At 47.7% G+C, this 3,534-nt stretch carries 5 protein-coding genes; all 5 read left to right on the forward strand.

What is annotated here, in order from left to right:
- Positions 1-19 precede the first annotated feature (19 nt).
- From hisH to ACMJ0U_RS11480, 5 genes are read left to right on the forward strand one after another with little or no spacing between them, the layout of a single operon-like run.
- Positions 20-610, forward strand: a complete 591-nt coding sequence (gene hisH / locus ACMJ0U_RS11460) for an imidazole glycerol phosphate synthase subunit HisH (RefSeq protein ID WP_417130044.1) — start codon at positions 20-22, stop codon at positions 608-610.
- A gap of 21 nt (positions 611-631) precedes the next feature.
- Positions 632-1,354 carry a 1-(5-phosphoribosyl)-5-[(5-phosphoribosylamino)methylideneamino]imidazole-4-carboxamide isomerase gene (gene hisA / locus ACMJ0U_RS11465; protein WP_417130045.1) on the forward strand — a complete coding sequence of 241 codons (723 nt, stop codon included), beginning with the start codon at positions 632-634 and terminating at the stop codon, positions 1,352-1,354.
- Between the two features lie 22 nt (positions 1,355-1,376).
- The gene (gene hisF / locus ACMJ0U_RS11470; RefSeq protein WP_417130046.1) at positions 1,377-2,132 is read left to right on the forward strand and encodes an imidazole glycerol phosphate synthase subunit HisF; all 756 of its coding nucleotides are present in this window, start codon (positions 1,377-1,379) and stop codon (positions 2,130-2,132) included.
- Positions 2,133-2,166: 34 nt separating this feature from the next.
- Entirely contained in the window at positions 2,167-2,778 is a 612-nt protein-coding gene (hisIE, locus tag ACMJ0U_RS11475; RefSeq protein WP_417130047.1) for a bifunctional phosphoribosyl-AMP cyclohydrolase/phosphoribosyl-ATP diphosphatase HisIE, read from the forward strand.
- 9 nt (positions 2,779-2,787) lie between these two features.
- Positions 2,788-3,468 carry a cell division ATP-binding protein FtsE gene (locus ACMJ0U_RS11480; protein WP_417130048.1) on the forward strand — a complete coding sequence of 227 codons (681 nt, stop codon included), beginning with the start codon at positions 2,788-2,790 and terminating at the stop codon, positions 3,466-3,468.
- Positions 3,469-3,534 lie beyond the last annotated feature (66 nt).

Raw genomic sequence — 3,534 nt, forward strand, 5'->3', positions numbered from 1 at the left:
TACAAAAAAACAGCACTGAATGAAAATTGCAATCATAAAATACAATGCGGGCAACCTCTTTTCGGTGGATTGTGCACTGAAGCGACTGGGTGTGGAACCTGTCATCACTAACGACAAGGAGACACTGCTCAGTGCCGACAAAGTGATTTTTCCGGGAGTGGGCGAAGCACGTACCACCATGGATTTCCTGAAAGCTTGCAACATGGACCTTCTCATCAAAGAGCTTAAACAACCAGTATTAGGTATTTGCCTGGGGATGCAGTTGCTCTGCCGCCATTCGGAAGAAGGTGATGCGGACTGCCTGGGAATCTTCGATGCGGAAGTCAAGCGATTCCAGTCGGCCAATCCTGAAGAGAAAGTTCCTCACATGGGATGGAATACATTGTCACATCTCCGCAGCCCGCTCTTTCAAGGTATGAAAGAAGAAGAGTTCGTGTATTTCGTACATAGTTTTTATGTGCCAGTGAATGAATTTACAGCGGCTACTACCGACTACATCACCCCTTTCAGTGCAGCCTTACACAAGGACAACTTCTATGCCACCCAGTTTCATCCGGAAAAAAGCGGAAAGGTGGGAGAATGTATCCTGCGCAACTTCTTGAATCTCTAATCCTGAAACATTATATAAAATATGATAGAACTTATACCAGCCATCGATGTTATCGACGGGAAATGTGTGCGACTTTCTCAGGGTGATTATCAATCGAAGAAGGTTTACAACGAGAATCCGGTGGAAGTGGCCAAGATGTTTGAAGCGCATGGCATCCATCGCCTGCATGTGGTAGACCTGGACGGAGCGGCTTCCAAACATGTGGTAAACTATAAGGTACTGGAAGCATTGGCCGGACAGACTTCGCTGGTCATTGACTTTGGTGGGGGTATCAAAAGCGATGAAGACTTGCACATTGCCTTCGAAAGTGGGGCACAAATGGTAACACTGGGCAGCATCGCTGTAAAAGAGCCAGATACGTTCAACCGATGGATGGAGGTATATGGTAGTGAACGGATTATTTTAGGAGCGGATGTCAAAGACGGGAAAATAGCCATCAACGGATGGCTGGAATGCAGCCGACTGGAGCTGATGCCGTTCTTGAATAATTATATAAAGAAAGGAGCCGAAAAGGTACTCTGCACGGACATCTCGCGTGACGGTATGCTCAATGGGCCGTCTTTGGAACTATACAAGCAAATCATGGAGGCGCACCCTGACCTGCACCTGATAGCCAGCGGAGGCATCAGCGGCATGAAGGACATTGAAACACTGAACGAAGCAGGTATTCCGGCAGTGGTATTCGGTAAGGCTTTCTATGAAGGGCGTATTACCCTGCAGGACTTGAAAGCTTTTCTTCCTTAACTCTTAACTCAAGAAACTGATTATGTTAGCAAAAAGAATCATACCCTGTCTTGACATCAAAGACGGACAAACGGTGAAGGGTACCAACTTTGTCAACCTGCGCCAGGCAGGCGACCCGGTAGAGCTCGGAAAGGCTTACAGCGAACAGGGAGCCGACGAGCTGGTGTACCTGGACATCACCGCCAGCCACGAGGGACGGAAAACATTTACGGAGCTGGTGAAACGCATTTCTGCGGAAATCAATATTCCTTTCACCGTGGGAGGAGGTATTCATGAACTGAGCGATGTGGAACGTCTGCTGAATGCCGGAGCAGACAAGGTGTCTATCAACTCTTCGGCCATCCGAAACCCGCAGCTCATCGATGACATCGCCCGTCATTTCGGTTCGCAGGTATGCGTGGTGGCCATTGATGCCCGACAGACTCCGCAAGGCTGGAAATGTTACCTCAACGGAGGGCGACTGGAAACCGACCGTTTCCTTATGGAATGGGCGGAAGAAGCCAACAACCGTGGAGCCGGAGAAATCTTGTTTACCAGCATGAATCACGACGGGGTGAAGGAAGGATATGCCAACAAAGCACTGGCCGAACTGGCCGACCGGCTTACTATTCCAGTCATTGCTTCTGGAGGAGCAGGTAAGAAAGAGGATTTCCGTGATGCGTTTACGTTAGGAAAAGCTAATGCCGCCCTGGCTGCCAGTGTTTTTCACTTTGGTGAAATACCAATTCCCGAATTAAAAGATTACCTTTGCAAAGAAGGTATCGCCGTGCGCAGATAACTGTTTTAAACTAACTATTATATAAAGTAAGATTATGGAACTGGATTTTGAAAAAATGAATGGCCTGATTCCGGCCATTATCCAAGATAACTATACGCAGAAAGTATTGATGCTGGGATTCATGAACAAGGAAGCCTACGAGAAAACCATGGAAACGGGTAAGGTGACTTTCTTCAGCCGTACAAAAAACCGCCTGTGGACCAAAGGAGAAGAAAGCGGAAATTTTCTGCACGTGGTTTCAGTAAAGGCCGACTGTGACAACGACACGCTGCTCATCATGGCACATCCGGAAGGCCCTGTCTGCCACAAGGGTACAGACACTTGCTGGGGAGAAAAGAACGAGCAGGACATCATGTTCCTGAAAGAATTGCAGGATTTCATTGACCGTCGTCGTCAGGAGATGCCAGAAAAATCTTACACCACCAGCCTGTTCAATTCGGGCGTCAACAAGATGGCACAAAAAGTAGGCGAAGAAGCTGTGGAAACCATCCTCGAAGCCTGCAACGGAACCGACGAACGCCTGATTTACGAAGGAGCCGACCTGCTTTACCACTTGATTGTGCTGCTTACTTACAAAGGCTACCGCATTGAAGACCTGGCCCGCGAACTGAAAGAGCGTCATAGCGACACCTGGAAAAAACACTAACTACGAGATATGGAAGAACAGCCACTCATTTCTTACCAGCACGTAAACGTGAGTCTGCAAGGACAAGAGATTCTTTCTGACGTAAACCTGGAACTCCGAAAAGGCGAATTTTCTTATCTCATCGGGAAGGTAGGCAGCGGAAAGTCCACTCTTTTAAAGACTATCTACGGTGAAGTGGAGATTGATGCCGGAGAGGCATGGGTGTTAGGAAATGCCATGCGCACCTTGAAACGGAAGGACTTCCCTGCCTTACGCCGGAAACTAGGCATCGTGTTTCAGGATTTTCAGTTGCTGACCGACCGTACCGTACACGACAATCTGAAATTCGTGCTTAAGGCTACCGGCTGGAAAAACCGCACGGAAATAGAACGACGAATTGAAGAAGTTTTACAACAGGTAGGCATGGAGAACAAGGGATACAAAATGCCCAATGAGCTTTCCGGCGGAGAACAGCAACGCATTGTCATAGCCCGAGCCATACTGAACAAGCCGGAACTTATCCTGGCTGATGAGCCGACCGGCAATCTGGATGTAGAAACCGGACGCCGCATCGTAGAATTATTGCAGGACATTTGTCGCCAAGGTTCGGCCATTCTGATGACTACACACAACCTGAATTTACTTTCAGAATATCCCGGAAAAGTGTACAAATGCGAACATCATCGGCTCACGGGAACGATAAATTCATAAAAAAGACAAAGGAGTAAAAGGATTTTTACCAAAATGAATCCCAAATAGGGTTTTTATTATTACATT

This window comes from Phocaeicola sp. (assembly GCF_048170425.1).
Lineage (GTDB): Bacteria > Bacteroidota > Bacteroidia > Bacteroidales > Bacteroidaceae > Phocaeicola.

Coding starts and splice junctions, on each gene's coding strand:
- hisA (WP_417130045.1), top strand. CDS start 632: ATGATAGAACTTATACCAGCCATCGATGTTATCGACGGGAAATGTGTG.
- hisF (WP_417130046.1), top strand. CDS start 1,377: ATGTTAGCAAAAAGAATCATACCCTGTCTTGACATCAAAGACGGACAA.
- ACMJ0U_RS11480 (WP_417130048.1), top strand. CDS start 2,788: ATGGAAGAACAGCCACTCATTTCTTACCAGCACGTAAACGTGAGTCTG.
- hisH (WP_417130044.1), top strand. CDS start 20: ATGAAAATTGCAATCATAAAATACAATGCGGGCAACCTCTTTTCGGTG.
- hisIE (WP_417130047.1), top strand. CDS start 2,167: ATGGAACTGGATTTTGAAAAAATGAATGGCCTGATTCCGGCCATTATC.